The 26,958-nt window shown below is 63.3% G+C and carries 20 protein-coding genes; 14 read left to right on the plus strand and 6 right to left on the minus strand.

Features of this window, described 5'->3' with window-relative positions; genetic code table 11:
• The first annotated feature begins 8 nt into the window (after positions 1-8).
• The 5 genes from VHD36_08990 to VHD36_09010 all read left to right on the plus strand — a co-directional run bounded on the left by VHD36_08990 (position 9) and on the right by VHD36_09010 (position 6,656).
• On the plus strand, positions 9-407 hold the full coding sequence (locus VHD36_08990; GenBank protein ID HVU87446.1) for a hypothetical protein: 399 nt from the start codon (positions 9-11) through the stop codon (positions 405-407).
• A gap of 249 nt (positions 408-656) precedes the next feature.
• Positions 657-1,202 (plus strand): hypothetical protein, encoded by a 546-nt coding sequence (locus VHD36_08995; protein ID HVU87447.1) that lies wholly within the window; start codon positions 657-659, stop codon positions 1,200-1,202.
• 200 nt (positions 1,203-1,402) lie between these two features.
• Complete coding sequence (locus tag VHD36_09000) at positions 1,403-3,601, plus strand: alpha-amylase/4-alpha-glucanotransferase domain-containing protein (protein HVU87448.1); 2,199 nt, start codon at positions 1,403-1,405, stop codon at positions 3,599-3,601.
• Between the two features lie 269 nt (positions 3,602-3,870).
• Positions 3,871-4,545 carry a hypothetical protein gene (locus VHD36_09005; protein ID HVU87449.1) on the plus strand — a complete coding sequence of 225 codons (675 nt, stop codon included), beginning with the start codon at positions 3,871-3,873 and terminating at the stop codon, positions 4,543-4,545.
• A gap of 233 nt (positions 4,546-4,778) precedes the next feature.
• On the plus strand, positions 4,779-6,656 hold the full coding sequence (locus VHD36_09010; GenBank protein ID HVU87450.1) for a redoxin domain-containing protein: 1,878 nt from the start codon (positions 4,779-4,781) through the stop codon (positions 6,654-6,656).
• 432 nt (positions 6,657-7,088) lie between these two features.
• On the opposite strand, the gene VHD36_09015 is transcribed toward VHD36_09010, so the two are convergent.
• Positions 7,089-10,010: a PVC-type heme-binding CxxCH protein gene (locus VHD36_09015; GenBank protein HVU87451.1), complete on the minus strand. Its 2,922-nt coding sequence runs from the start codon at positions 10,008-10,010 to the stop codon at positions 7,089-7,091.
• Positions 10,011-10,078: 68 nt separating this feature from the next.
• Positions 10,079-11,482, minus strand: coding sequence for a hypothetical protein (locus tag VHD36_09020; protein HVU87452.1), 1,404 nt, complete (start codon positions 11,480-11,482; stop codon positions 10,079-10,081).
• A 298-nt stretch (positions 11,483-11,780) separates the two neighbouring features.
• Between VHD36_09020 and VHD36_09025 the strand changes: the two genes are divergently transcribed.
• Positions 11,781-13,049, plus strand: coding sequence for a hypothetical protein (locus VHD36_09025; GenBank protein ID HVU87453.1), 1,269 nt, complete (start codon positions 11,781-11,783; stop codon positions 13,047-13,049).
• A gap of 147 nt (positions 13,050-13,196) precedes the next feature.
• Positions 13,197-14,444, plus strand: coding sequence for a PQQ-binding-like beta-propeller repeat protein (locus tag VHD36_09030; GenBank protein ID HVU87454.1), 1,248 nt, complete (start codon positions 13,197-13,199; stop codon positions 14,442-14,444).
• Between the two features lie 190 nt (positions 14,445-14,634).
• On the opposite strand, the gene VHD36_09035 is transcribed toward VHD36_09030, so the two are convergent.
• Positions 14,635-15,585 carry a transglutaminase-like domain-containing protein gene (locus tag VHD36_09035; GenBank protein HVU87455.1) on the minus strand — a complete coding sequence of 317 codons (951 nt, stop codon included), beginning with the start codon at positions 15,583-15,585 and terminating at the stop codon, positions 14,635-14,637.
• Between the two features lie 176 nt (positions 15,586-15,761).
• Positions 15,762-16,046: a hypothetical protein gene (locus tag VHD36_09040; GenBank protein ID HVU87456.1), complete on the minus strand. Its 285-nt coding sequence runs from the start codon at positions 16,044-16,046 to the stop codon at positions 15,762-15,764.
• A gap of 238 nt (positions 16,047-16,284) precedes the next feature.
• Here VHD36_09040 and VHD36_09045 point away from each other — a divergent pair, with 238 nt between their 5' ends.
• The gene (locus VHD36_09045) at positions 16,285-17,385 is read left to right on the plus strand and encodes a hypothetical protein (GenBank protein HVU87457.1); all 1,101 of its coding nucleotides are present in this window, start codon (positions 16,285-16,287) and stop codon (positions 17,383-17,385) included.
• Here the strand turns inward: VHD36_09045 and VHD36_09050 are convergent.
• Positions 17,382-17,795 carry an NUDIX domain-containing protein gene (locus VHD36_09050; GenBank protein HVU87458.1) on the minus strand — a complete coding sequence of 138 codons (414 nt, stop codon included), beginning with the start codon at positions 17,793-17,795 and terminating at the stop codon, positions 17,382-17,384. The genes VHD36_09045 and VHD36_09050 overlap by 4 nt on opposite strands.
• Positions 17,788-18,144: an STAS domain-containing protein gene (locus VHD36_09055; GenBank protein ID HVU87459.1), complete on the minus strand. Its 357-nt coding sequence runs from the start codon at positions 18,142-18,144 to the stop codon at positions 17,788-17,790. The genes VHD36_09050 and VHD36_09055 overlap by 8 nt, the downstream gene beginning before the upstream one ends.
• Before the next feature lie 483 nt (positions 18,145-18,627).
• On the opposite strand from VHD36_09055, the gene ftsH reads away from it, so the two are divergent.
• The 6 genes from ftsH (at position 18,628) to VHD36_09085 (ending at position 26,880) form a co-directional block, all read left to right on the plus strand.
• A complete protein-coding gene (gene ftsH, locus VHD36_09060) occupies positions 18,628-20,535 on the plus strand; it encodes an ATP-dependent zinc metalloprotease FtsH (GenBank protein HVU87460.1) in 1,908 nt (635 codons plus the stop codon).
• 222 nt (positions 20,536-20,757) lie between these two features.
• Positions 20,758-21,711, plus strand: a complete 954-nt coding sequence (locus VHD36_09065; protein ID HVU87461.1) for an SPFH domain-containing protein — start codon at positions 20,758-20,760, stop codon at positions 21,709-21,711.
• A gap of 91 nt (positions 21,712-21,802) precedes the next feature.
• Positions 21,803-21,976 (plus strand): hypothetical protein, encoded by a 174-nt coding sequence (locus tag VHD36_09070; protein ID HVU87462.1) that lies wholly within the window; start codon positions 21,803-21,805, stop codon positions 21,974-21,976.
• 134 nt (positions 21,977-22,110) lie between these two features.
• On the plus strand, positions 22,111-24,003 hold the full coding sequence (locus VHD36_09075; protein HVU87463.1) for a CocE/NonD family hydrolase: 1,893 nt from the start codon (positions 22,111-22,113) through the stop codon (positions 24,001-24,003).
• A 346-nt stretch (positions 24,004-24,349) separates the two neighbouring features.
• Positions 24,350-25,264 (plus strand): SgcJ/EcaC family oxidoreductase, encoded by a 915-nt coding sequence (locus tag VHD36_09080; GenBank protein ID HVU87464.1) that lies wholly within the window; start codon positions 24,350-24,352, stop codon positions 25,262-25,264.
• 35 nt (positions 25,265-25,299) lie between these two features.
• The gene (locus tag VHD36_09085) at positions 25,300-26,880 is read left to right on the plus strand and encodes a hypothetical protein (protein HVU87465.1); all 1,581 of its coding nucleotides are present in this window, start codon (positions 25,300-25,302) and stop codon (positions 26,878-26,880) included.
• The last annotated feature ends 78 nt before the right edge of the window (positions 26,881-26,958 follow it).

Below are 26,958 nucleotides of genomic sequence, written 5' to 3' on the forward strand. Positions count from 1 at the left end.
TCAAAGCAATGGCCACTCTGCGCGCCGTTCTCGTCATCGTCTGGGCTTCTCCTGCGACGATCCTGGGTCTCGTCGCGGGCTTGCTCGGCCTCGCGAGTGGCGGAAATATTTGCCGCCGCGGCCGGGTGCTGGAATGCTCGGGCGGCGCGGTGACGTGGCTGTTGCGTCATACGCCACTGGTGCGCGGAGCCGCGGCCCTCACGCTCGGGCACGTGGTTCTCGGCCTGGATCAGCAGGCACTCGAGGACACGCGCGAGCACGAACTTGTCCATGTCGCGCAGTACGAACGCTGGGGCCCGGCGTTCCTGCCGGCGTACGGCCTATGCGCGCTCGCCCTCTGGCTCACCGGACGGCAGCCTTATTGGGACAACCCCTTCGAACGCGAAGCGTATCGCCGCGCGCCGTAAACGCCCGGCGGCCGCCAGCGATAGTGTCCGCGTCAGGCGTTCTTCTTCTGATCCAGAGGCGCAAAGCGAATGAGCGTTGCGGGCGCATCAAGGCAAAACCGATTATTTGCCACGATCCATGGCACCTTTCGACGTTGCCATTTTTCCGGGAGGAGGCAAAAATATAACAGTGGCACGGCGCACAGGTCGTGCCGATGAGACGGCTCGCCAGCGTGGCGGACACTCCCGGCGAGCAGAGGAGAGCCAGGTATGGACCGAAGCCGCTCGCAGGCGTCTTTGTACCAATTCTTCTCCGGTTTGACCGAGTACGTGTTTCAAACGCGGCTCGGCGTCGCCGATCCTCCGTTGGTCGATTACATCTCGACCCTGCTGGCCCGGTTCACGCACACCGACGCCATTTACAAGATTCGCAGCCTCTCGGGCCGGCGGCTCGAGGAGGTGGCCACGATGCTCGTCGAGGCCGAAGCCCGTGCCGGTGACGCGCGCCGCGAGGTACATCGCCACATCGGCGACTTCACCCTCTTCTGGACCGGCGTGTATCCCGAGTTCCTCAAGCGCATGGAGCGCGAGGGACGCAGCGATCGATTGCTCGATTACCGGCAGCAGGGCAAGCGGGCGTACTATATTGCCAGCACCATCGAGCACGATGCCCACCGCAACGAGAACGAGATCCTCGAACGGCTGAGCCATGAGTTCGAGCTGTGCGCCTACGGTCTTGGCGAGTTGCGTCGGGAGTGGGAACGCCGCGAGCCCACGACGGGCGAGGATCGCCTCGGCCCGTTTCTGATCAATTGAGAAGCGGCCATTTCGCGACATTCCGCGAGGCTTTTGCCCGCCCCCGAGGTCGCAGCTAGCGACTGCTCTTGGAGATTCCGCCCCGGCTGGGCTACGATCGCTCTGGCTCGCGTGCGCGCCCTTTTGGGGACCCGTCGGGCACTAGGGCGCGCGAAGGATCGCGAGCACGGCGACAAGCAACAGCGAAACGGAATTCGATCATGACGAACCCCTTGCGCCTCGTGCTGGTGCTGCACCAGCATCAGCCGGTCGGCAATCTGGAAGCGGTCAACGAGGAGATTTATCGAGACAGCTATCTCCCTCTGTTGGAGACGCTCGCCGAATATCCCTCCTTGCCGGTGAACTTGCACGTCAGCGGTTCGCTCGTCGATTGGCTGTCCGCGCGGCATCCGGAGTACCTGCACCGGGTGCGCGAGCTGGTTACGGCCCAACGCATCGAGATCTTGGGCGGCGCTTATCACGATCCGATCCTGCCGATGCTCTCGCACACCGACCGGCGCGGGCAGATCGACACGTTCGGCCGCCGGCTAGGCCAACTGTGCGGTGTCCGCCCGCGCGGCATGTGGCTTGCCGAGCGGATTTGGGAACCTTCGATCGCGGCCGATATGGCCGCTTGCGACATCGAGCACACGGTGCTCGACGATTACCACTTTCACGCGGCCGGCCTCGCGAACGATCGCTTGCGTGGGTACTACTTGACCGAAGCGGCCGGACAACTCGTGGCCCTGTTTGCCGGCGACGAGCAGTTGCGCTACCTGATTCCGTTTGCCGAGCCGGAAGAAACGATCGCCTATCTGCGCGGGATCGCGCAGGCCACGCCGGGCGCCGTGATGGTTTACGCCGACGATGCCGAGAAGTTCGGCTCGTGGCCCGGCATGCGCGAGCGCGTGTACGAGCGGCAATGGCTGCGCCGCTTCCTGGCGGCGCTCACGGCCCATGCCGATTGGCTGCGCGTGACGACGCTGGGCGAAACGATCGATCACGTGCCCCCCTTGGGCAAGGTTTACGTGCCCGAGGGGAGCTACCGCGAAATGGATACCTGGTCGACGCTGTCGAGCGGAAGTTCTCGGCCGCAGGGCACCTGGCGCAATTTCCGCGTGAAGTATCCCGAAATCGACGAGATGTATTGCCGCATGTTGGCCGTCAGTCGGCGCTGCGAAGCGGCCGCCGCCGAAGCTGATGACGACCCGACGGTCGCCGTCGTGCGCGAGGCGCAGCAGGCTCTCTATCGCGCCCAGTGCGGCTGCGCGTATTGGCATGGCATCTTCGGCGGCGTCTACGTGCCGCACTTGCGCCAGGCGGTTTATCAAAACCTGATTGAGGCCGAAAAGCATCTCGACACCGCCGCCGGCCGCAGTGAGCCGTGGCTGTCGGCCACGATCGATGATTTCAATCTGGACGTCCACAAGGAATTACAGCTGGCCAATAGCAAGCTGTCACTTTTTCTCGCGCCGGAAGCCGGTGGCAGTCTGTACGAGCTTGACGTCCGTGAGACAGGCTCGAACTTACTGGCCACGCTAGCCAGACGCCCGGAACCGTACCACCCGCAGCCTTCCGCAACAGCGACAAGCGACAACGAAGCAACTACCCAGCCATTGGTCTATGACGCGCACTGCCGCAGAAGCCTGCTGGATCACTTTTTCGATGCCAGTGCCACGCTCGATGAGGTTGCCATGAATCGCGCGATCGAGCGTGGCGACTTCGTGCAGGGGCGCTACCGCGCGCGATTGCGCCGCACCGGCGAGGGCGTCTGCGCGCAGCTTGCGCGGGCGGGCCACCTGTGGGGACGCGGCGTTACGGTCACGAAGGAAGTTACGCTGTGGGCCGAGCGCGCCACGATGAACGTTCATTACGAGCTGACCGGGCTGCCGCCGGGGCAACCTTTGCAGTTCGCCATTGAGTTCAATTTTGCCGGCTTTCCGCCCGGCACCGCCGACCGTTACTTTGTCGACGCCCGTAACCAGGTGCTCTCGGACCTGGGGCGGCGCGTCGATCTGCCGGCTGCCCCTTCACTACGGCTGGTGGATCGTTGCCAGGGGCTCGATGTCAGCCTGGCCGTGTCCGAGCCGGCCGGCTTTTGGGCGTTCCCGATTCTCTCGACGAGCCGGTCGCAGCGCGGCCTCGAAACCATCCAGCAATCGGTCGCCGTCATGCCGCATTGGCGGATCGTCGGTGATGCGACGGGGCGCTTCGCTGTTGATTTGCAGTTGTCGGTCGTTACCTCGCCGGCTGGTTCCCATCCCGCGCTCGCGCTGCGCCCCGTGCCTCAACAGGCGGTCGCTGCCGCTGCGCCGCGGACGGCCGACAGTACGGTGCGGTACGTGATCGATTCGGCCCACGAGCAGATCGCTCCGAAATCGGCCACCGCGACACCGACGCGATATATGTACGGGCTGTAGGGCAGGCCTGACGAAAAGGCGGCGGCGGGCTTGAGAAGGCCCCGTAGCACGCGATAACTACCTCCGATTCTTGCCAGAACATCTGACAACGACACGCGTTACGCGAATTTCGCCTGCCGGCCTGAAACTCCTCGCGCGTGGCGGGGTTTAATCCGATGGCCGAAGCGCTCGGTCGTGCCGACAAACTCACGCGGCCAACGATTCGCTCCATGCGGTCCAATTCCGGGCCGAGCTGATCATTCATTTCGCACCCTCGAAAGGAGTTCGCTATGGCGTCCTCGCGGTGGCTCAAGGTTCTGGTCTTGGCGGTTCTGGTGGCGGTCGGCTCGCTGAATGCCGCTAGCGCGCAGCAGCGCGGCCGCGGTGGTTTCGGGGGGGCGATGGCGGGCGGCGATGGGCTGAGGATTCTGGCGATTCCGCCGGTCCAGGACGAATTGAAGTTGAACGCCGCGCAGAAGACCGCGGTGCGCGAAGCGACCGAAGAAATGCAGGCAACGTTCTCCGGCTTGCGCGACCTGTCGCAGGAGGAGCGCCGCGAGAAGATGCAGGAGCTGCAGCAGAAGACGAAGGACCTGCGGACGAAGGTCGAAGCCACGCTCGAGCCGGCACAAAAGGAACGTTTCAAGCAGCTCGTTCTGCAGCGTCGCGGTGCGTTCGGCGCGCTGCAAGATCCGGAAGTCGCCACGGCGCTGAAGCTCACCGACGACCAGAAGAAGAAGGTCGAGACCCTGGCCGAGGAATCGCGCCCCGGTCGCGGCCAAGGAGGTGGCGGCGGTGGCGGCGGCGATCGGGCCGCCATGCGCGAACGGTTCGCGGCCATGCAGAAGGAACGCAATGACAAGGCCCTGGCCATCCTGACCGCCGAGCAAAAGGCGGAGTTCGAGAAACTACAAGGCGCGAAGTTCAACTTCCCGGCCGGCGGTGGATTCCAGCCCGGCGCTTAGTCGATTTTCGCAGAACCTTTGCTCGCGGGGCCGGAACAGAGAATCCGGTCCTGGTCTGGATGGGCGGAGCTGCGGCACATGAAACGGCCGTAGCTCCGCCTTTATTTTTTGCCGCCGGCGCTGGCAATTGTCGGCCCCAATGGTTCCAATAGTCGGGCAACGCGACGTGACGAACAGTAAACGTAAGAGTCGGCAGTTCCGACTCGCTTCTCTACATACAAAAGGGTGCCTTCATGCGAGGTTTCCGGCCCGCTCTTCTCTCGGCTCTCACGTTCCTGGCAGCCTTGGCCTTGGAAAACCGTGCCGTCCGAGCGGCCGACGCGGCCGCGGCCACGCCGATCGGCAAGCGCGTTGCTTCGGTCGCACTACCGGATCATCACGGGCGCGACGTTTCGCTGTCCGACTTTCAAGAGAAGAAGGTCCTGGTGCTGGTGTTCCTCGGCACCGAATGCCCGCTGGCCAAGAGCTACGCGCTAAGGCTTAACGAGCTGGCGAAAGAATACGAGTCGCAAGGCGTGGCCTTCCTCGGCATCGATTCGAATCTGCAGGATTCGCTTTCGGATATCGCCGCGTTCGTCAAAGCCCATGATCTCGCCTTTCCGCTGCTCAAGGACCTGGGCAACAAGCTGGCCGACACGCTCGGCGCGCAGCGCACGCCCGAGGCCTTTCTGCTCGACGGCGAACGCGTCGTTCGCTATTGGGGGCGGATCGATGATCAGTACGGCTTCAAAACGGGCGCCGGCTACGTGAAGCCGAAGCTGAACGAACGCTCGCTGGCCCTCGCGATCGACGACGTGCTGGCCGGGCGGCCGGTCGCCAAGCCGATGACCAAGGCCGACGGTTGCTTGATCGGCCGCGTGAAACACGAGCCGCACGGCGAGGTCACGTACTCGAACCAGATCGCGCGGATCTTCAACGATCGCTGCGTCAGTTGCCACCGGCCGGGCGAGATCGCGCCCTTTGCCATGACGTCGTACGACGAAGTGCAGGGCTGGGCCGAGATGATCGGCGAGGTCGTGGCCGACGGGCGCATGCCGCCGTGGTTCGCCGATCCGCACTTCGGAAACTTCAAAAACGACCCCCGGGTGACCGACGACGAACGAAAGATGATCGCCACGTGGATCGCCAACGGCTGCCCCGAAGGGGACAAGAGCCAGTTGCCGGCGCCGCGCGAGTTTGCCGAAGGTTGGCAAATCGGCCAGCCGGACCAGATCGTCTACATGCAAGACGAACCGTTCCAGGTTCCCGCCGAGGGAACCGTCGAATACCAGTTCTTCACCGTCGACCCCGGCTGGACCGAGGACAAATGGGTGCAGGCCAGCGAATGCCGGCCGAGCAATCGAAGCGTCGTACATCACATCATTGTCTTCCCGCGACGCGAGGGGGATGACGATATGGGAGGTCGTGGCGGCCTGGCCGGCTACGCGCCCGGAACGCCTCCGCACGTGAATCCGCCGGGCACGGCCGTCTTCGTACCGGCCGGCTCGAAGCTGGTTTTCCAATTGCACTACACGCCTAACGGCTCGCCACAGAAGGATCGCAGCGCCGTGGCGATCAAGTTCGAAGACCCGAAGAACGTGAAGTGGCGCGTCGCCACGATCGGCGCCTCGAACGCCGCGTTTGCCATTCCGCCGCATGCGGATAATTACCCGGTGGAATCGCAGCAGAAATTCGGCAGCGACATCCAACTGCTGTCGCTCTTCCCGCACATGCACTTGCGCGGCAAGGCGTTCCACTACGAGGCCATCTATCCCGACGGGACGAAGGAAGTGCTGCTTGATGTGCCGCACTACGACTTCAATTGGCAAAACAGCTTCATTTTCGAAAAGATGAAGACACTGCCCAAGGGAACGACGCTGCACTGCCTCGCGCATTTCGACAATTCGGAGCACAACCTCGCGAATCCGAATCCGGACGAGACGGTGAAGTGGGGCGATCAAACCTGGGAAGAGATGATGATCGGCTGGTACGACATGGCCGTGCCGGTCGAGGCGTCGCTGGCCGAGGCCGTGCCCGAACGGGCCAACCGCCGCCGCAATCGCGACGGCGAAACGCGGCAAAAGCAGGAAGCCAAGCCCGAGGCCAAACCAGCCGACGGCGACGCGGAATAAGACGCCGTATGATTGCGCTTCGAACCGTGCATTCGCGCAGAGCGCGGATGGGTTGAACCGTCTCCCCTCAGGGGAGAGGGCTGGGTGAGCGGCGAGACGCTCACGAAAAATCTGCTCGGCGCTCAACGAGACGACCGAACTCGACAAGAATCAAAGTCGCGCGAAGCGAGACGCCCCTACCCTCCCCTAGCAGCCTGTTGAAGAACTCAACGGGCTGCGACATCGCAGGGATGGGATGGCAAAATGTCGACGTAAGTCGTTATTTTGCGAGCCGTGCGAAGCTTTGCTTCGCACTTGGCGAGGTTGAAAAAAGCCACGAGGGCTTTTTTCAACAGGCTGCTGGCCCCTCCCTGATAGGGCGGGGGATCAACGGCGCTGGACGCGCGCAATCGAGACTCTGCAGCGCGACCAAGCTTTCGGTGCAGCTGGCGTCTATGGCTGCTCCAGCAATCGCCGCTCGGGAAGCGTGAGAAACGACAACACGTCCGCCACGTCCTGCGAAGTTAGTCGTTGCTCGAGCCCCTCGGGCATGAGCGACTTGCCCGAGGCTTGCAGCTCTTCGATGTCAGCCCGCAGCACGACGTCGTCGGCGCCCTCGCCGCGACGTAGCGTAACGGCTTCGCCCGTGTCGCTGACGAGAATGCCTGCAAGCGCACGGCCGTCGCGTGTGATGAGTGAGTAGCTGAGAAAATCGGGCGCGACTTGCCGGCTGGGATCGAGGAGGTCACCGAGCAGCGTTTCCTTCGGCCGGCCGGCGACGCCTGAGATATCCGGTCCCACCTGCCGTCCGAACCCCAGGATCGTGTGACAGGTCGCGCAATGCTCCTTGAACAATTTCGCGCCATGCTCTCGGTTACCCGCTAGTTCGAGCGCCGGCCGATAGCGGGCCAGCACTTCGTCGCGGGGCGCGGGCGCGGACCTGGCAAATAGCTCCGCCGCTTGCGCTGCGATTTCCGCGTCGCGCGATTTTTCAAACGCTGCGCGCACCGCCGGATCGATCTCGGCCGCACGCACGACCTCGCGGGCGATGGCGTCGACAAACTCTCGGCTGGCAACGGTCGATTCGAGCGCCGACGAAGCGATCAGCCGGCGCCGGGCCGGTGTGAAACTGGCCCAGCCGTCGATCAATTCACGTACAAGCGCCCCGTCGCCGCGGCGGCAGATCGACGCGACCGCGGTATCCGCGGCTGGGCCCGTGGCCGAACCCGCCGCGAGCGGCGCCAACCGCGCGACCTGCTCCGACGAACCAACGTCCCCCACGACGCGCACGGCCAGCGACCGTAAATCGGTGCGGGCCGCTTCCGCGAATGCCTGGCCGAGGGCCGCATCAATGGTCGGCACGAGGCGAGGGTCGCGGCTGGGGTCCGCGGGCGATGCTTTGCCCGTCGCCGCCGTATGATGCCATGCCCGGGTCGCACCGGCGAGAACGGCCAACCGCCCCGACAGATTTTTTTCGGCACGGTCAGACGCGAGGAAATCCATGCAACTGCCGGCGTCGGACTCGTTCGGCACCACGGCCCAGCACTCGCCCAAGTACTCCAGCGTCTCGACCTGTTCGATCGAAGGATCGCCGAGCCAGGAAGAATTCTCCGCGGCTAGTCGCGCGATGAAGGGACCGGCTACGTCGGCAGCGCTGGCCGAGAGTGCGCGGACAATCCATGGCGCGTCCTTGACGCGGGCAAGCGCAACCAACGCGGGCAGCTTTTCTTCGGCCGGCAGATCGCCCACGGCGCGTGCCAGTTCGAACAGCACGCCGGCATCTTTTTCGGTTTCCGCCAGCCGGCAGGCAGCCTGCCGCAGCGCTTGCGCATTGCGCCAGCGCAGCGCGGCCAAAAGAACCGCCTGGCGACGAACGTCGGCTGCCGGATGCGCGAACGAGGCGAGCACGGCCGCATCGTCGAGCGCGCCGATCCCATCCAACGTTGAAAGGGCGTGCAGCGCGGCGCGCGCGTTGTCGCCTCGGGCAAGCTTCAGCAATTGTGAAGCGACACTGCGATCGCCGCGTTCAACCAACAAACGCTGCGCGGTGTCGCGCCGCCAGCCGTTGGTACTCGCGAGCTCAGCAACCAGCTCGGCCGTGCCGGCTCTGGCCAGGTTCGGAGCGGTCTGCCGTGCGCGGTCGCGGCGATGAACGCGCCAGATGCGACCATGCGCCACTCCTTCGCGCCAATCGACTTTGTTCCGCCACTCGCCGGTCACGAATTGCGGGTGCTCGACCCAGCGGCGATAGAAATCGGCGATGTACAGTGCGCCATCCGGTCCTGTGCAGGCGAACACGGGATGGAACCAGGAATCGCGGGCGGCGAGGAACTCCTTCCCCTGTTCAACGCGGTGTGATACGAACGTCGGCCCGACGGGCGCGAGCTTGCGCCGATGTACCAGGCTCGACAGCGATTCGCCGACGAAGGCGTCGCCCGCGTATTCGTCTCCTAGAGCGTCTCCGCGAAAGATCCCCAGGCCGGCCATGGCGTTGTAATGATTCGTCGATTCGCGATTGAACGTCTGCGGCCTGGGGCTGATCGGGAAGACTTCGCCCAGGTCGCTCGGATCGGCAAGGTTGTGTACGGCCGCGGCGGCCAGGTACGGATTGCGCGATACGTCGGCCTCGCTGAACATCACCTGCCGGATAGGGATCGTATTCCACGACAGAAATCGCCGGCCCGCGTCGTCGTGCGTCTGGCCGAACTGGCTTTGCCCCATCACGGCCTCGAATCGTTTGAAGTCTCGCGAGAAGCGAAAATCGCGCGTGCGAATCGAAACGCCACGATCGGCCGGCTCGTCGGGGCGGCGCACCACGCCGTCGCTACGGCCGTTGGCGCCGTAGATCCAATTGTCCAGTCCCCAGCACAAACCATTGGCGCGCAGCTGCTGATTCCCTTCGCCGAAGCCGGTGAAGACGACCCGCCGCTCGTCGGCCACGCCGTCGTGGTCCGTATCGCGTAAGAGCAAGAAATCCGGAGCGGCCGTAACCAACAGCCCTTCGCCGGTCGCGAGCACGCCATTGGGAAAATTCAGCTTGTCGGCGAACAGCGTTGCGCGCTCGTAGTGACCGTCGCCGTCGGCATCGACGAGTTTGCGGATCGTGCCCGACGCCGGACCGACGGGGTAATCGCGCATTTCGGCCACGTACATCGCCCCGTCGGCGTCCCAGCACATGGCCACCGGGCTTGTGACGTCGGGCTCGGCCGCGACGAGATCGATGGCCAGGTTCGCGTCGGCAAGCACAAACGTCGCCTGCTCCTGCTGCGGCGAGCGCGCCGTTTGAGGTGCGTCCTCGGCGCAACACGTCGCGCCGCCACCCAACAGTTGGGCGGCGGCGAGAAGAATGCTCCCGATCATTCGCGACTTTTGCATCACGCAGAGTCCTTGCCGAGCACTCGTTCCTGCCCGCCGGGCGAGCCCGGCGGCTAAATCCCCACTGACTACTTTCCAGAAATTAGATCACCGAGCATCACCAAGGCGGCATCGGCGATTCGTTCACCGGTTCCTGGCTCGGCATAGCTTTGATGCCCCATCCATGTTTGATAGCCCCCCAGCTCGTGCCCCTCGCGGTCGGGCAGGTAACCGATCCAGTCGTTGGCCAACTCGGCGATGAACGTGTTCTTGACCGGCGATCGCTTCTTGATGTCGACTCCCAGCGAAGTGAAATACTCCGCCGGCACGCCGACAATCGCCACGTCGCCGATTAACATCACTTGCACCCAGGTGTGCCGCTCCTTCCCCTGTTCGCCTTTCAATTCCAGCCGCTGCTGGCGAAAGACGTTGGCGATCGCGTCGGCGTGATCGGGCGCTCGCTTGCGGCAATAATTCAACACCTTGGCGTCTTCCGTTGCTTCGTCGAAGTGACGCACGCGAAACGTAAAGGGACGCCGCAGCGCCGCCAGATGCGTGACGGGGCGCGTTTCGGCTTTGGAGAGTGCGTCATTCACGGCTGTTTCGATCCGCGACATGGCTTCGGCGGCCGGGACGCCGGCGATATTGTGCGTCGAGCCGGAGGCGCCTTCCAGGAAACACACCGTCGCACCGAGCTTCTGTTCCAGGTCTTGCGCGGCTAGCCCGTAAAACGACGGCGAGCGCACGTTCGGCCGGATGGTGCCGATCGTGTGCGTCGAATGATTGAAGATCACGCCGCGCAGTTTGTCGGTCGCGTCGTAAAAGGCGAGCACCGGCAGTTGCGGATCGAAGGGACCCGTGGGCCGCACGGCGTCGTCACGCGAACCGATCCAATAGATCGTGTTGTCCGAGAGCAAGAGCCGGCTGTTGGCGCCGATGGTATTTTCCTCGCCGAGGTGGAAGGCGAAGCGGCAGCGCTCCGTGCGCCGCTCGTCGGCCAATTCCACCGCGCGAATGATCCCCTCGACCACGCTCTTGATGAATTCCGGTTCCGGACCATAGCCGTGTACGCGGATCGTGCTGGGGGCTGAGTGCGTATGTGTGGCGTTCACCAGCAGGTGATCGGGCGCGATTCCGCAGCGTCGCTCGATCTCCTTGGCGGCCGCCTGCACCATGGCATCGGTCACGAACAACACGTCGCAGGCCACGATGGCGAATTTGCCCCCGTCCGGATGCTCGAGCACGACGGCCACGGCCCGCAACTGCCCTTCCTGCCCCTGCACCTTGGCTCCGCCGATGCCGCCGGCCACGGTCATTTCGTCGGTGGCCGTAAACTCGGCCGTTCCTGTGCCCACCTTCAAGGCACTATGGTCCGCCGGTGCCGCGGCATGCAGCACGCCTGCCCAACCTACGGCAACGAGCGCGACCAATGCGGCGCGCACGAGCAGGCGAAGCGATGATCGGAGCAGTACACAACGATCTGGCAGCATCATCGGGAGCACCTTTTGTCGAGAAGCGGGCCGGGTGGGTTAATGCGGCGGGGAGTTTGCTGTCGGAAGCATGCTATCGCGGGACTGGTGACTATGATGAGCCACCGATTGCCGCTCGCCAAGAGGCCCCGGCTCGCTGGTTGTGGCCCGCCGCCCGCCTGATTTGCGCAGCTTCGCGTCACCGGGGATCGGCATCGAAGGGAAGACCGCGGATCGCGCCGGGCCGCATTGACCCTCGAAAACCCTTTCGCCTAGACTCCCGCGCCCGCGGACTGCGCCCACCGCCTGTCGAGGTCATTTCGTGTCGCTGCGCCGCACATGGATACTACTGCCGTTGGTTTTGGCGATCGTTGCGCCCGCTTTGCGCGCCGCGCCGCCCGTTGCGCCCGACGGTGAAGCCGGAGCTACGGTCAAGGATCCGCTCGTTAAGCGAACCACGGCGCTCGTGCCTGCAACCAGCAAACCCCACGACGCCCGCCGCGCCGAAGAAGCGATCACTGCGCAGGGCGGGCTCGTCGAGCGTGTGACTACGCCCGAAGGGCGAAAGCTAACGGCCGTGTACTGGACTGGCGGTGACGAAGGGCTGGAAAACCTGCTGGCTTTGCCCGACCTGCGCTGGCTCGACTTCACGCGCACCAAGATCACGGACGACGGGTTGACGATTGTCGGGCAGCTCACGCAATTAGAAGGGCTCAAGCTCAACCAAGACCGGATCACCGATGCCGGCCTGGCCCACCTGCGCTCGCTCACCAGGCTGGAAGCGCTGTCGCTGTTGGGCACAAAGATCACGATCGCGGGGCTCGATCATCTCACGCCACTCAACAAGCTGCGGATATTGAATCTCAATTGGACGCCGATCGGGGACGAGGGAGTGAAGAAAGTCGTCGCGCTGCAGCCGCAGCTCGAAGAGCTGTTTCTGTACGACACCAAAGTCACCGATGCGGGCCTGGTGCATCTGGCTCCCATGCATCGCTTGAAATCGCTGAAACTGACTTGGAACGAAATTACTGACGCGGGCCTGGTCCACTTGCTCAAGCTGCCGCGGCTGGAAATCCTGATCCTCAACGGCACGCAAGTGACCGACGAAGGCATGAAGCTGCTCAAGGCCATGCCGCAGCTCAAGCAGGTGTACCTGATCGAAACCGGCATCACCGACGAGGGGGCGCGCGAGCTGTCGAAGCTGTGGAACCTATCGCGGCTGGACCTGTCGAATACTCCGGTCACCGACGCCGGCATGGCCTACCTGGCGAACCTGACGCGCTTGGAAATGTTGCTGATCAACGGCACCGACGTGACGAGCGTCGGCCTGCAGGCCCTGGCGCCGCTCACGCACCTGGGCTTTCTCAGCGTGGCCGGCACGAAGATCGACGACGCGGCCATGCCCACGATCGGCCGCATGCGCGAACTGGAAGTTCTGAGCCTCGATGAAACCCCCATCACCGACGCGGGCTCGGCCGTGCTCGATCAACTGTCACACTTGCACGCGCTGAGCGTGCGCAACACGCAGATTTCCGCCGAGCGCATTGATGAATTGGCGCGCGATCGGCCGGAGATGGAGATTCTCAGGTAACCTCGGGGCGATCAGAACGCCCTTTCTTAGAACAAACCCGAGTCACAGAGCCCGGCTTCAGAGGATATGGACATACGACGCTCAAATCATCGTTTCCGATCGGAATGGCCGTCGAAATCCTGCGCGGCGATCGTCGTGATAGCGGTCATGGCGACATCGGCTCGCGGTGCCGATTGGCCTCAATTTCGCGGGCCGGACGGCCAAGGGCATTCGCCAGAACAAAACCTGCCGCTTACGTGGAGCGAGAACGAAAACGTGGCCTGGAAGACGCCACTAGCCGGGACGGGTTGGTCGTCACCGGTCATTCGCGGCCGCTTGATCTGGCTGACGACAACCATCGAACAAGAAGGATCCTTGCGGGCCATCTGCGTCGACGCGCTGACGGGTCAATTGTTGCGCGACGTGGAAGTATTTCGCAAAGCCGACCTGGGACCGATCAATCCGAAAAATACCCACGCCTCGCCCTCGCCGGTAATCGACGGCGATCGATTGTTCGTTCATTTCGGCGCGCATGGCACGGCGTGCCTGTCGCTGCGCGGAGAAATCCTGTGGCGCAACGAAGATATCAAGTACGACCATGCGCACGGCCCGGCAGGCTCCCCGGTCGTGTGGCGCGACCTGGTGATCGTGAATTGCGACGGCGCCGATACGCAGGCCGTCGTAGCTCTCGATCGGCAAACGGGACAGGTCCGCTGGCGCGCCCCGCGCGAAGGAAAGGTCGGCTATGCCACTCCCTTGATTGCCAAGGTCGATGGCGCCGATCAGCTCATCAGCCCGGGCGGCGGGCAGGTCACCGCGTACGCGCCAGCCACGGGGCAGGAAATCTGGCGCTTTCGCCACAGTGGCGACTCGATCGTGCTGCGACCGGTTGTCGATCACGGGCTGGTTTTCGTATCGAGCGGTTATGGCACGCTCGGTTTCTACGCGATCGACGCCAGGTCGCGCGGCGAGATCGCGACGGCCGACTGCGCCTGGACATTGCGCCGCGGCGTGCCGTTCGACCCGTCGCCACTCATCGTGGGCGACGAGTTGTACCTGGTCAGCGATCAAGGCGTGGTCAGTTGCCTGGATGCCAAGACCGGCAAGCAGCGCTGGCAATTGCGGCTGCGCGGCGCGTTCTCGGCTTCACCGCTGTTGGCCGAGGGACGGATCTACATCACCAGCGAAGAGGGCCTGACCACGGTGCTCGCTCCGGGCAAATCCGCCAAGAAGCTGGCCGAAAACCAGATCGACGGACGCGTCATGGCGTCGCTGGCCACTTCCGACAGCGCAATCTTCCTGCGCACCGATGCGGCGCTGTACCGACTGCAACTGGCGGGCGGATCGCCGGCGCCAAGTAAGCCAGTCGCTTCGCGCGACAAGCCGCGCGTAACGCCCGATCGGATAGCGCGTTGAAGTCGAGGTGGGTGCCGTGCTGTTCGCCGCAGGTGATAAGCATGCGACAATTTACGTTACGCCCGGATTCGCAGGCTTGCCCGGCAGCGGTGTCCCAACGAGAACCAACATGCTTATTCGCCTTCGGCGAAAAGGCATGGCACACGGGAAACAAGATGGGATCGGCGCTGCGTCGTTACGCGGGCGCTAGCTACGCTCCGCTCGATCCGCGCACCCATTGCACGCGCGGCTGGCCGCCGTCGCCGCGAAGGAATTCCGACACGTAGCGCAGCTTCTCGCGACGCTCGGGCACGGTGAAGTTGTCCCCCTTTTGCAGAATCGGCCGCTTTTCGTCGATGCCGCCGAAGGACCGCGCACCGGCCGCCTGGCAAGGGAACCAGTGCCCTTTGCCTTCGCCATCTTCGAGATAAAACTCGGGATAGCAATGCCCAGGTACCCACACGGTGCGCGCTGGCACGCCGATGTCGCGGCACAGCGCAATGAACAGTGACGTCAGCTCTTCGCAATCCCCCTTACCGTCATTGAGGGCGGCCAGCGCGCCGCGCAGGGGGCCATTCACGTACTTTACGTGCTCGCGGACCCAATCGTAGATCGCTTCGACTTTCTCCCACGCCCCCTCCTGGTCGGCCGTGATCTCTTTCGCCAGGGCGCGAATCTTGGGGTTCGTGGTTTCGATCTTCGGACTTTGCGCCAGATATTGCCGCACGCCGCGGGCCAGCTTCTTGGGGATGACGAATTCGTCGGTGTTCTTCGGCGGCAAAATGGTAAAGCGCGAAATCTCGAGCACCACCACCACGCGTGCCTTTTCATTGGCCGGGAGCAGCGGAATATTAACGACCATCTGCTTGATCGTGCCGCCACCCGCCTCACGATACTGGACCCGCTTGGCGGCAGGATCAAAATCCTCCTGCATTACGCGCACTTCCTGCTCGGGCCAGTCGATGGGTACCGGCGCGGTGCCGATCAGGTCCGTACACGGTTCACTGCCAGCTGTGATGATCATGCCGACTTCGTACTTGTTGACGAACTCCTGGCCGCGCTGCGGCCCTTTGTCGTCAACCTCGCCGAATTGAGCGCGCGCCGTCGCGCACGCGATGCCACAGAGCAAGGCGGCCAGGCAAGCGATACGCAATGGTCGCACCGTTGTGACTCCAACGACGGGAATGCGGCCTCCGCTGCCAGAAATGCTGAATACCGATCAGGCGGGGTTTTCACCCCGGGCATGACCTTTCTCTAGTGTACACTGCCGCCCGGAATGAACAGGGGCCGGCGAACCCTTAAAAATAGCCGGATGGCGACCGTCGGGCGGCACGACCGTCAGTCCACCAGCACATCCGCCAGGCGCGAAATGCCGACCACTTCCCGCAGGTTGATCCAGGCGCGGCCACGGTTGGGGCGGATGCCGTGCAAGCGGCAATCGAGTACGTACTTTTCTCGCGTCGTTTGCGTGTCGCGCAAGTCGTGGACGTCGACGCTTTGCAGTTCCAGGAAGTCGGCGCCAGCAGTCAACAGCCGGCCAAGCACGACATAATGGCTGGCCAGGTCGAGCACCACTTCGTGCCCGGCGAGTTGCGACCAGAGCGATTCTTCCGACTGCGACATGATGAACCAGGTTCCGGAACGATTGTCGTCGAGACAATGGCCGCTCGAAGAAGCACGATCGCCTCCTGCCCGGGCGATGGTGCTCGGCCCGCGGAGCGAATGCTAGCGTCCCCTTCAACGTTACCCGCTTGAGGCAAGGCAGGCAAACGGGGTATGGCGCCGGACGCCCGCCGTTCCCATGTGCAACAAGTTCGCATTGACGGCAGCCGTGGCATCCCGTACTGTTCCCGCCCAAATCATGTCTCGGCGAATCTGGCCTATTCTCACTTATTGCCTGTGGCCGCTGGCGCTGGTGCATGCTGACGATACTTCCTTGAAAGTATCGCCGCAGCCGGGCGTGGTACTGCTGCGCAATGGCCAGGTTCTCTCGGGCAAGGTGACCGAGGCGGGCGAAGAGTACTACGTAACGCTGCCGAGCGGTGAAATCCGCTTGAAGGCGAGCCAGGTAGAGCTCGTGTGCCGCGACTTGCGCGAGGGATACGAGCGAAAGCGCTCGCGCATCGATCCCGCGAAAGTCCAGGATCATCTTGACCTGGCCATGTGGTGCATTTGGCAAAAGCTGTTCGACGAGGCGTCGCGCGAAGTTGCCGAGGCCCGCTCGCTCAACGAACGCCATCCGCGCATCGTGCTCGTCGAGAGGCAGTTGAAACTGGCGCAGGAACAGCCACTGCACAACGATCATAAGGCCGACGCCGGCAACGGCCCCACGACCGAGGATCTTGACCGCCTGATGCGCGGAATGCCGCCCGGCACGATCGAAACGTTTGCCAACACGATTCAGCCGCTGTTGCTCAACACTTGCGCCAGCGGCGGCTGTCATGGGGCGCAGACCGAAAGCCAACTGCGGTTGCTGCGGACACAATTGGGTAAAACGTCGAGTCGGCGCTTCACCCAGCGCAATCTGCACGCAATCGTGGAACTGATCGACCGGTCGGACCCGCCGGCCAGCCCGATTTTGACGATTCCGGTCGGGCCGCATGGGAACGCCAAGGCGGCGATCTTCACGAACAAGGACGTGGCGCAGTATCGCCAGTTGGTGAATTGGGTGATGCGCGTCGCCAACGGCACGGCCGAGCAGCCCCAAACCGTGGAAAAACCCGACGATAATTTGCTGCAACAACTGCCACAGGCCGGCAAGCCAGCAGGCGCGGCGACGGCGCCGAATTCCCTGCTCACTGGCGAGACGGGCACGGCGGCTGGCGGCAAATCGCTTTCAACGGTGCCAAAACTCACGGACAAAAAACCTGTCCGGCGCGTGGTGACGGCGGCGCCCGAAACGCCCGAGGACCCGTTCGCCCCCGAGGCGTTCAACGCGAAGTACCATCCGCGCGACGATTAGCGGAGGTTGATCGCGCCGGCGCGGATGTGACGCAAGAACTCGCGGTTGCTTTCCAGCAATTCCTCTAGCGAGTCCATCTCAGCCATCGTCAGCCAATGGACGCTGGCTACCTCGGCCGGATTCGGAACGAGAGGCGCCGTGTGATCGAGGTCGGCCAGCCACCAGGCCAGCTCGACGCCCCATGGCGTGACACTCTGCCATAGGCGGCGTTGCGGTTCGACGGTTGCTCCCAATTCCTCGCGTAGTTCGCGCACCAGGGCGAGCTCTTCGCTTTCGGCTTCCTCGATACCACCGCCAGGGAAGCAGTATTTGCCGGGCGCCGCGATTCCCTCGGCGCGGCGAATGACCAATAGCGCCTCATCCCGCGTGATCACTGCCACGACACCGCGGCGAAGCGCCTTTTCAGACATGGTCGCCCAGAGCTTTTTCGCGAGCACACTTTTCGTCGGGCGAGAGGTGCAGAACCTCGTCCATGTGCAGCACCTTGAGGACGTCGAGAATAATGGTCGGAATCGAGTGTACGACGATCATGCCGCCGGCCTGGCGAAAGCGGCGATGGCACTTCAGCAGCCAGCCGACGCCGCGCGAGTCGAGGTAATCGGCTCCCGCCAGGCTGAGCACGAGTCGCTCGGCGTAGATATTATCGCCAAAGCGCACGGCCAAGGGTTCGTCTTCGGACATGAAGGCGCTTTGCGTGATGCGGCCCGAAGCATTGACGCTCTTTACAGGGCCGTCGTTGGACAATACTTCCAGGCGCATGGCCACACATTCTCCCTGCAGATAAGCTCTGCAATTCTGTCGCAGCAGGGTCACGCGTGCCGACTCATCTTGAGTCGCGCGAAGAGCCAGGAGGCCGCCTGGTTCAACCGGCCCGTAGCCGCTCCCCTATTAACCCTGGCTGGCAGTTCAGGCCCGATTATGGGCGCGCAAGCGAGCTTCGGTCCAGTATCCCTGTTTGGCAGCGACGAAACTGTCTCGGATCGAGCGGAATGCCGCGGTTGGACTGCCTTGACCTCGCAATCGAACAACTTCGGTTTATACGGTACAATTCGACAGGTCCGCGTGGAATCAGCCGGCGGACGCCCCCCGTCTGCCAACCGCGCGGGCACGGACGTTGGCCGTCGACGAGTTTTGTGCCCGCACTCCAGAGGCTCTTTGAGAATGGATCAGCAGCGTACGCCTGGCGGTCCGGCCGCCCCCCAGAAACCCCTCCCGCCGCGTCCCCGGCCAGCCGCCTTTTGGTTGATTTTGCCGCTCATCGTGACCGGCATGATGCTCGTGTTCTATTACACGGGCGAACAAAACAAGCGGTCGAAGATCAACTACGGCTTCTTCCTGGAAGAGCTAAAAAAGAACAACGTTGCGGAGGTGGTCGCCAACGGCGCCAGGATTCGCGGCACGTTCAAGAAGACTCCCGAGCTGCCGGCAGAGGAAACCGCCAAGAGTGGGCAAAAGGCGGCGGCGCTCAAGCAGGAGTTCTACACCGATCTACCCAGCGTGGGTACGGATCTCGACAAGCTGTTGTACGACAAGCTCGGCCCGCGCTATGCCGCCGAAGAAATTAACGACGGCACGGTCATGTTCATGCTGTTCTACCTCGGCATAACGGTGCTCTTGCTGGTCGTGATGTGGGCCATGTATCGCCGCGCGCGCGATCAGTTCATGGGAGGCGGCATCCTGGCGGGCTTCAGCAAGAGCCCTGCCAAGCGCTACGAACTAGGTAAGAAGCGCATCACCTTTGCCGACGTTGCCGGCCTGGAAGGGGTCAAGCAAGACTTGACCGAGGTCGTCGAATTCCTGAAGAACCCGCAGAAATTCCAGCGCCTCGGCGGACGCATCCCGAAGGGGACGCTGCTCATGGGGCCGCCCGGCACCGGCAAGACGCTATTGGCCAAGGCCGTGGCCGGCGAGGCAAACGTGCCGTTCTTCTCGATTTCGGGCTCGGAATTCATCCAGATGTTCGTGGGCGTTGGCGCCGGCCGCGTGCGCGACATGTTCAAGACCGCCAAAGAGTCGGCTCCCTGCATCCTGTTCATCGACGAAATCGATGCGGTCGGTCGTGTGCGCGGTGCAGGGCTCGGCGGCGGGCACGACGAACGCGAGCAGACGTTGAACCAGATCTTGAGCGAGATGGATGGTTTCAGCCCCAGCGAAGCCGTGATCGTGTTGGCCGCCACCAATCGCCCCGACGTGCTCGATCCGGCGCTCTTGCGGCCCGGTCGCTTCGACCGCCATGTCACGGTCGATCGGCCGAATCTCAAAGCGCGCATGGCGATCTTCAAGGTCCACTGCCGCGACGTCCCTTTGGCCGACGACGTCGACCTCGAGCGGCTGGCGGGCGGCACCGTTGGATTGACCGGCGCCGATATCCGCAACCTGGTCAACGAGGCGGCGCTGTGGGCGACGCGCAAAGGGACTGACAAGGTCACGATGGACGATTTCGAAGTCGCCCGCGATAAGATCCTGATGGGTCCCAAGCGCGAGGAAGTGCTCAGCGGCAAGGAAAAGGAAATGACCGCCTATCACGAATCGGGCCATGCGCTGTTGGCCTGGATCGTGCCCGGCGGCGATCGCCTGCACAAGGTGACGATCATTCCGCGTGGCCGCGCCTTGGGCGTGACGCAACTTTTGCCGGAGGAAGACCGACTGAACATCAGCGAAACCGAGTTGCACGCCCGGCTGGTATTCATGCTCGGCGGTCGGGCCGCGGAAAAGCTGATCTTCAACGAGTACAGCGCGGGGGCCGAAGACGACTTGAAACGGGCCACGCAACTGGCGCGGCGCATGGTCACTCACTGGGGCATGAGCGAGCGGCTGGGGCCCGTTGCGTATCGCACCAGCGAAGAACATCCGTTCCTGGGCAAGGAATTCCACGAGCAGCGCGAGTTCAGCGAGCACACGGCGCAAGTCATCGACGAAGAGGTTTCGCGCATCCTGCACGCAGCCGGCGATCGTGCGCGAGAACTGCTGGAGGCGCATCGCGACAAGCTCGACGCGATGGCCCGACAGCTCTGTGAACGCGAAATCCTGGACGAGAAAGAGATCGAGTCCATCATCGGCCCCTCGCCCAACCGCGCCGCGACCAACGGCCATGCGCCGCACAAGACGCCTGTCGAGCCGGTGAGTACCGATTACTCGGCCGGTGCTTGACGCACGTCGAAAGCGCATCATCCGGGTGCTGCGTCAGTTGACGATCGTGGGATGCCAGCCTGACGCCTGCGCGAGCATGTGACCGAGTCGCGCCCTCGCATGGGCGCGACCGCCGTGGCCGTGGCACCTCAGCGGAATTCTCTCGCCGCCGCGGCTTGCTTGACGAGATATCTATATGATATCATATTGATATACGTCACTACAGCAAAGGGGAGCAGATCCATGATCACGGAAAAGCAGCTTCGACCGACCAGCGGCTGGTATCCGCTGGTGATTTGCCTGGGACTCGTTGCCGGAGCGGTGGCGCTCTTCGTCGCTACCATCGCGACGCATCCGCGTGGCCCAGTCCCGGCTTGGCCCTTCCTGCTGGCGGCGCCCATGATCATTGCGGCATTCGTGATGTTGTTCGGATTTCAGGCCGTGGCGCCGAACAACGCGCGGGCATTGCTGCTATTCGGGGACTACCAGGGGTCGATCACGGAGTCGGGCTTTTACTGGGTCAATCCTTTCTTCTCCAAGAAAAAGATCTCGCTACGTGTGCGCAATTTTGAAACAGGTTCGATCATGACGCCCGAGACGAAGGACGCTGCCGGCAAAATCCTGCAAGGAAAGTCCCGCACCTCGGGCCGGCCGTCGAAGGTCAACGACCGCGACGGCAACCCTGTCGATATTTCGGCCGTGGTCGTGTGGAAGGTGGTCGATACGGCCGAGGCACTGTTCGAGGTCGACGATTACGAAGACTTCGTGGCCGTGCAAAGTGAAGCGGCGCTGCGCAGCCTGGCCAGCCGGCATCCCTACGACAGCGAAGAGCACGAAATCTCGCTGCGCAAGAATATCGTCGAAATCGGCGAACAATTACGGGCCGACATTCAGGAACGTTTGAACAAGGCGGGGGTCAGCGTCTTGGAAGCCCGCATCAGCCACCTGGCGTACGCTCCCGAGATTGCGGCGGCGATGCTCCAGCGGCAGCAGGCACAGGCGGTCGTGGCGGCGAGGACGAAAATCGTCGAAGGGGCGGTGGGAATGGTGCAGATGGCACTTGAGCACCTGTCGCGCGATAACGTTGTGGAACTCGACACCGAACGCCGCGCCGCCATGGTCTCGAATCTGCTGGTTGTGCTATGCAGCGATCGCCACACGCAGCCGGTCGTGAACACCGGCACGATCTATCACTGATCCGTATTCGACCGTAGTCGCGGCGCCTTCCAGTTTTGCATTGCTGTTGCGTTGATTAGGGCTGATCTTTCGAAAACCGACGGAGTGGCGCGTGTCGCGCGCAAGCTTTCTACTTCGCACCGATCCTCAGTTGCTCGAGGCTTTGCGCCGCTGGGCCGACGACGATTTGCGCAGCCTGAACGGCCAGATCGAATTCCTGCTGCGCAAGGCCTTGCGTGAGGCGGGTCGCACCAAGGACCCCGACGCGCGGGATAAGCGGCGTTAGCCGTCTCGGCCTGCCCTGGTCGTGTCGTTCAAGTTGGATTTGGCGATCTCCGTTCAGGAAGCTGGCACGGTGTGTTTGCCCTGCCTATCATGGTCGAAACCGCACCATGACCCGGCCGGCCGGAGTTTGCTCGCATGTCATATCGAAGTTGCTTTTTCGCGCGCGTCCCTTCCTTGTTGGCATTGCTCCTCCTCGGCGCGCTTGCCGGGACCGCGCTTGGCCAGGGACGCGATTACGTCGTCTCGCATTACACGAAGTTCGAGTATCGCATCCCCATGCGCGACGGGGTGAAGCTGTTCACGGCCGTCTACGTGCCGAAGGATCAATCGCAGCAGTATCCACTCTTGTTGTTGCGTACGCCGTACAGCGTGCGGCCCTACGGCGCGGATCAATACAAGAGCGACCTTGGTCCTAGCGCCGCCTTCGGCCAGCAAGGCTACATCTTCGTCTACCAGGACGTGCGCGGGCGGTGGATGTCCGAAGGGGAATTTCAACACGTGCGACCGTACATCGCCGACAAGAAGGGGCCGCAGGACGTCGACGAAACCAGTGACACGTGGGACACGATCGAATGGCTTACGAAGCACGTGCCCAACCACAACGGCCGCGTGGGCATGTACGGCATTTCCTACCCGGGCTTTTACACCTCGTGCGGCATGATCGATGCCCATCCGGCGCTCAAGGCCGTCTCGCCGCAGGCGCCCGTGGCCGACTGGTTCGTCGGCGACGATTGGCACCACAACGGCGCGTTCTTTCTGGCACATGCCTTCAGTTGGATGTCGTCCAACGATCGTATGCGTGACAAGCCGACGAAGAAATTCTCGTTCTCGTTCGATTACGGCACACCGGACGGTTATCAGTTCTTTATGAACTTTGGCCCACTGGCCGAGGCCAACAAGCGCCACTTCAAAGAGCCGATGCCGCACTGGGACGAAGTGATCTCACACCCGAACTACGACGAGTTTTGGAAAGCGCGCAACATTCGTCCGCACTTGAAGAACATCCGCCCGGCCGTGATGACCGTGGCCGGATGGTTCGACGCCGAGGATCTTTTCGGCACTTTGGAAACGTACAGGGCCGTCGAGGCGAGTAGCCCCAATATTCCCAACGTCCTGGTGATGGGACCGTGGCGCCACGGCGGGTGGGCACGCGACGCCGGAGACTCGCTGGGCGACGTGAACTTCAATTCCAAGACCGGCGAGTTCTACCGCGAAAAGATCGAGCTGCCGTTTTTCGAGTACCACCTGAAGAGCAAGGGCGAGTCCGTCCATCCCGAGGCCTGGGTTTTCGAGACCGGCACGAACCAGTGGCAAAAACACGACGCCTGGCCGCCGAAATCGGCGCAGCGACGTGCGCTGCACCTGGCGGCGAGCGGCCGGCTGTCCAACGATGCCCCGGCTGCGTCCGAGCCGGTCGACACGCACGACGCGTACGTCAGCGACCCGCACCGGCCCGTGCCGTTCATGCGCGGCACCTTTACGGGCATGCCCACGCGTTACATGCTCGAAGATCAGCGTTTCGCCGCGCAGCGTCCCGACGTGCTCGTGTACCAGACCGAGGCACTGGCGGATGATCTGCGCATCGCCGGCCCGATCGAGGTCGAATTGCACGTGGCCACGACGGGCACCGACGCGGATTTCGTCGTCAAGCTGATCGACGTTTATCCGGACGACTATCCCGACCCGGAGCCGAATCCTAGCGGCGTACGGATGGGCGGTTACCAGCAGATGGTGCGCGGGGACGTGATGCGCGGCCGCTACCGGGCGAGCTTCGAGAATCCGCAGCCCTTCAAGCCTGGCGAGCCGACGCTCGTCAAGTTCGTGATGCCTGACGTGTGCCATTCGTTCCGCAGCGGGCACCGAGTGATGGTCCAGGTGCAGAGCAGTTGGTTCCCGCTGGTGGACCGCAATCCGCAGACGTTCGTCGACATTTATCGCGCGCAGGATTCCGATTACCAGGCCGCGACGCAAAAGGTGTTTCGTTCGGCCGCGCGGCCATCGCGTGTAACGGTTTCGGTCGTTCCCTAGCAGGCATCCATCGTTCGGACGGTCGGCAGGCGCACTCGGAGTAGCCCGGCCGGCGCATCTTCTGTCCGATCGTTTTGCACAAAATGCGGTGACTTTGCCAATGTCCTTGGCGTGGCAGAGACGCCCTCGCAATGTGCGGATCTTGCCGATCGCGCCGATTTCGCACCTGCCGCCCTCTCGTGCATTTGGGAAGGTATGTTTATGCAAACATGCGTCTGACATGTTTAGTCACCGGGGCGCGAGAGTGTCCGCGACGCCAAAAACTGGTGGCCGGCGCACTCCGCCGTACAATGAGGAGCCGGCGGCAATTCAAGCGCGACAGGAAATCCGTGGGAGACGCGTTGCCATGATTCGAAATCTCTTGTGCCTGGCCATCTTTGCGTGGGCGTCGTGGGTACCGCCGTCGTGGGCCGTTGCCGCCGACGACGCGAAACCGTCGCCTGACGAAGCCGCCATTCGCAAGGCGATCGAATCGTACACGGACGCTTTCAACAAGGGTGACGCCGCCGCGGTGGCGAATCACTTTTCCGAGACCGGCGCCTACATCGATCCCATCACCGGCGAGCGCGAGGTTGGTCGTGAAGCGATCGCCAAGGCGCTCGCCGACCGATTCTCGCTGGGTCTCAAGCCGAAGCTAAGCGTCACGGTCGATTCGATCCGGCTGCTCGACGATAACGTCGCGATCGAGGAAGGCACCGCTACGATCATTACCAAGAAGTCCGGCCCGGAAGTAAGCACTTACGTCGCCATTCACGTGAAGAAGGACGGAAAGTGGCAATTGGACAGTGTTCGCGAGACTCTCCTGCCCGAGCCCGAGGCGGACGATTCGAGCCCGCTCGAAGAGCTCAGCTGGATGATCGGCCGGTGGGCCGACAAATCGGACGGGGCATCGGTCGAAACCGTGTGCAACTGGGCGCTGGACGGCGCTTTCATCACGCGATCGTTCACGATCGCGATCGAGGGACAGCCGCTGATGTCTGGCACGCAGATCATCGCCTGGGACGCGGCCAACAAGCGTATTCGTTCGTGGGTTTTCGACAGTGACGGCACCTTCGGCGAAGGTGCGTGGACCAAGGAAGAAGATCACTGGCGCATTCGTGCGACCAATACGCTGGCCGACGGCAGCAAAGCCACGGCTGTGCAAATCATCAAGAAAATCGACGACGACAGCTTCACCTTCGAATCGATCAGCCGACAAGTCGACGGCGAGCTCTTGCCCAACGTCGACCCGATCACGATCGTTCGCCAAACCAACGACTAACACCGCACGAGCGCAAGCCCGAGGGGGACCTTGATATGAGCAGGCTGGCAATCTCTCTGATGGCATTCTTGATGTTGGCGGCGCAGCCGGCCGAGTTGCTGGCGCGCGGCGGAGGCGGCGGGCGCAGCTTCGGAGGCGGCGGCGGAGGTCGCAGCTTCGGCGGTGGCGGAGGAGGGGGGCGCAGTTTCGGCGGAGGGGGCGGCAACTTCGGAGGCGGGCGCAGCTTTAGCGGAGGCGCCGGCAATTTCAGCAGCGCTGGCCGTACCTATGGCGCCGGCGGCGCGGGTACGCGTAATTTCGGCGGGGTGGGCGGCATCGGCGAGCATTCGCCGTCGATGAGCCGCAGCTCGTCGTTCAATCCTGGCGCGCACGGCACGGGCGGATATGCCGGACGCAGCTTCAGCGGCGCAACCGGCGCCGCTTACGGTGGACGCGGCGGAGAATTCGCCGCCGGCAATTTCAACCGTCCTTCGGCGGGCCAGCTGGGAAATTTCCTGGGCATGCAACAATCCGGCGGAGGGAACTTTGCCGGTGGTAATTTTGGTGGCGGGGGACGCGTGCCCGGAGGTTTCGGCGGTGGAGCAGGTAAAGGTCCGAGCGGTGGCGGCCTCGGCCCTGGTGGTGGCGGAAAAGGACCAGGGGGCGGAGGCGCAGGTCCCGGCGCTGGCGGCAAAGGTCCCGGCGCTGGCGGCAAAGGTCCGGGTGGTGGTGGGAAGGGACCGGGCGGTGGTGGAATCGCCGGTGGTGGAAAGGGACCGAATCAGGGTGGCGCGGGCAATCGCAATCCAGGAAATCGCAATCCCGGGAACCGCAACCCCGGCAATGTCACGCCGCAGCAACAGCAACACGCGCAGAACATCCGCAACAACATCCAGAACAACCACAACAACTGGTACGGCAATCACAACAACTGGTACGGCGGCGGCTGGTGGGGTAACCACGGCGGCGCGTGGAATCACGGTTGGAATTACTGGCATGGCTGGGGGCCCGGCTATTGGTGGGGCGGGCTCGGCGTGGGCGCTCTGACGGGCTTCCTGCTCGGTAGCTGGGGCACGCCGATGTACTACGGCTACGGCGCCGGCGGCAACGTCGCTTATCAGGACGATTCGGTGTACGTCAATGGTCAGTACGCCGGCACCCCCGAGGCCTACTACGACCAGGCCCAGCAAATCGCGCAGACGCCCGTGAGCGAGGATGCCCAGCAGGGCGATTGGATGCCCTTGGGCGTCTTTGCCGTCTCAAGTCGTGCGGACGATGACCATCCTGCGATGATGATGCAGTTGGCCGTGAGCAAGCAAGGAAACCTTGCCGGCATGTACTACAACACCTCCGACGACGTGGCCCTGCCGATTCAAGGCGCCGTCGATCAGAAGACGCAGCGTGCCGCGTGGACCGTCGGCGACAAGAAGAACACGGTGCTGGAGACGGGCATCTTCAACCTCACCAAGGAAGAGACGCCCGTGCTGGTGCATTTCGGCGACGAGAAAACGCAGAACTGGATGATGGTACGGCTGGACAAGCCGGAGTCGGCTTCGCAAGACGTCTTCGGCCCGCCCAGCGCCCAACCGCCACAGCAAGCGCCCGCGCCCGGCCCGGCGGCGCCGTCGGATTCGTAATCGCCATCAGTTCGATTCAGCCCGCACGGCCTCTTGGGTGTCCCTGGTGGCTCGTCTACCAGTGCCCTCGGACACGTA

It is taken from the genome of Pirellulales bacterium (assembly GCA_035546535.1).
Taxonomy (GTDB): Bacteria; Planctomycetota; Planctomycetia; order Pirellulales; family JACPPG01; genus JACPPG01.

Bases quoted from the DNA above. Each gene is read 5' to 3' on its own strand.
- VHD36_08990 (HVU87446.1), top strand. From the start codon at position 9: ATGGCCACTCTGCGCGCCGTTCTCGTCATCGTCTGGGCTTCTCCTGCG.
- VHD36_08995 (HVU87447.1), top strand. From the start codon at position 657: ATGGACCGAAGCCGCTCGCAGGCGTCTTTGTACCAATTCTTCTCCGGT.
- VHD36_09000 (HVU87448.1), top strand. From the start codon at position 1,403: ATGACGAACCCCTTGCGCCTCGTGCTGGTGCTGCACCAGCATCAGCCG.
- VHD36_09005 (HVU87449.1), top strand. From the start codon at position 3,871: ATGGCGTCCTCGCGGTGGCTCAAGGTTCTGGTCTTGGCGGTTCTGGTG.
- VHD36_09010 (HVU87450.1), top strand. From the start codon at position 4,779: ATGCGAGGTTTCCGGCCCGCTCTTCTCTCGGCTCTCACGTTCCTGGCA.
- VHD36_09015 (HVU87451.1), bottom strand. From the start codon at position 10,010: ATGCAAAAGTCGCGAATGATCGGGAGCATTCTTCTCGCCGCCGCCCAA.
- VHD36_09020 (HVU87452.1), bottom strand. From the start codon at position 11,482: ATGATGCTGCCAGATCGTTGTGTACTGCTCCGATCATCGCTTCGCCTG.
- VHD36_09030 (HVU87454.1), top strand. From the start codon at position 13,197: ATGGCGACATCGGCTCGCGGTGCCGATTGGCCTCAATTTCGCGGGCCG.
- VHD36_09040 (HVU87456.1), bottom strand. From the start codon at position 16,046: ATGTCGCAGTCGGAAGAATCGCTCTGGTCGCAACTCGCCGGGCACGAA.
- VHD36_09045 (HVU87457.1), top strand. From the start codon at position 16,285: ATGTCTCGGCGAATCTGGCCTATTCTCACTTATTGCCTGTGGCCGCTG.
- VHD36_09050 (HVU87458.1), bottom strand. From the start codon at position 17,795: ATGTCTGAAAAGGCGCTTCGCCGCGGTGTCGTGGCAGTGATCACGCGG.
- VHD36_09055 (HVU87459.1), bottom strand. From the start codon at position 18,144: ATGCGCCTGGAAGTATTGTCCAACGACGGCCCTGTAAAGAGCGTCAAT.
- VHD36_09065 (HVU87461.1), top strand. From the start codon at position 20,758: ATGATCACGGAAAAGCAGCTTCGACCGACCAGCGGCTGGTATCCGCTG.
- VHD36_09075 (HVU87463.1), top strand. From the start codon at position 22,111: ATGTCATATCGAAGTTGCTTTTTCGCGCGCGTCCCTTCCTTGTTGGCA.
- VHD36_09080 (HVU87464.1), top strand. From the start codon at position 24,350: ATGATTCGAAATCTCTTGTGCCTGGCCATCTTTGCGTGGGCGTCGTGG.
- VHD36_09085 (HVU87465.1), top strand. From the start codon at position 25,300: ATGAGCAGGCTGGCAATCTCTCTGATGGCATTCTTGATGTTGGCGGCG.